The 841-nt window shown below is 47.1% G+C and carries 1 pseudogene; it reads right to left on the bottom strand.

The features are described from left to right. Positions 1-74: 74 nt before the first annotated feature. Positions 75-804, bottom strand: a pseudogene (tnpC, locus tag A3SI_RS21360) (IS66 family transposase). Between the last annotated feature and the right edge of the window lie 37 nt (positions 805-841).

Here is an 841-nt window from a genome sequence, read left to right as displayed (position 1 = left end):
ATTGGCCTCTGTACTTGACCCAATTAGAAGGCAGTAGCTTGAAGAGGTCCTTATGCTTGATTCCCTGTACGCGATCAAAAAATATCACTTAGCCACTCTCTTTCATCGACACCATTTCGCTTACAGCTTGCCATAAAGGAGTACATGGCAGCAGTCATATGTGCAGCATCATGAGAGCCAGCAAACAGGTAGTTCTTGCGTCCAACGGCAAGCGGCCTGACAGCATTTTCGACTAAATTATTATCGATTTCCATGTTGCCATGTAGCGTATAGAAGCTTAAACCTGCCCAGCGAGAGTGAGCATATGCGATGGCCTCACCCATCGGACTTTTCGGGGGATAGGCGTACAGATTTTTATTTAACCAGTTGCCCAAAGTTTCCAGTATTGGACAGCTTGGCGCGTGCTTCGGCGCTTAGACAGGCTTCCCTCATACTACTTTCTAAAGCATAGAGCGCACGCATCTGCCCTACGACATACTGCGCAGCCTCTTGATCGTACTTTTCTGCTTCCACGAACTTGCGCCGTGCATGTGCCATGCAAAAAGACAGCATGATGTGGGGATGCTGATCGAATAGGGAATGATATACCCCATAGCCATCTGTCTGGATGACTCCCCTGAATTTAGCCAATAGCTCACTAGGACCTGACCGATCCCTATTTTTTCGGTAGTCAAACAGTACCAAGCGATCTACAGGGGCATGATATAACCACATGTATCCTTTATGCATGTTATTTTTATGCCCCCTGTCCTGCACTTTTATTGGGGTTTCGTCGACTTGCAGGTATTTTTGGGCTAAGTACATCCTCCTTCAGCAACTCCCAGAGTGGCTCTATCGTTTT

Origin of the sequence: Nitritalea halalkaliphila LW7, assembly GCF_000265075.1 — a bacterium.
In the GTDB taxonomy this organism is placed as follows: Bacteria; Bacteroidota; Bacteroidia; order Cytophagales; family Cyclobacteriaceae; genus Nitritalea; species Nitritalea halalkaliphila.
This window is presented reverse-complemented; position numbering and strand designations above follow the sequence as displayed.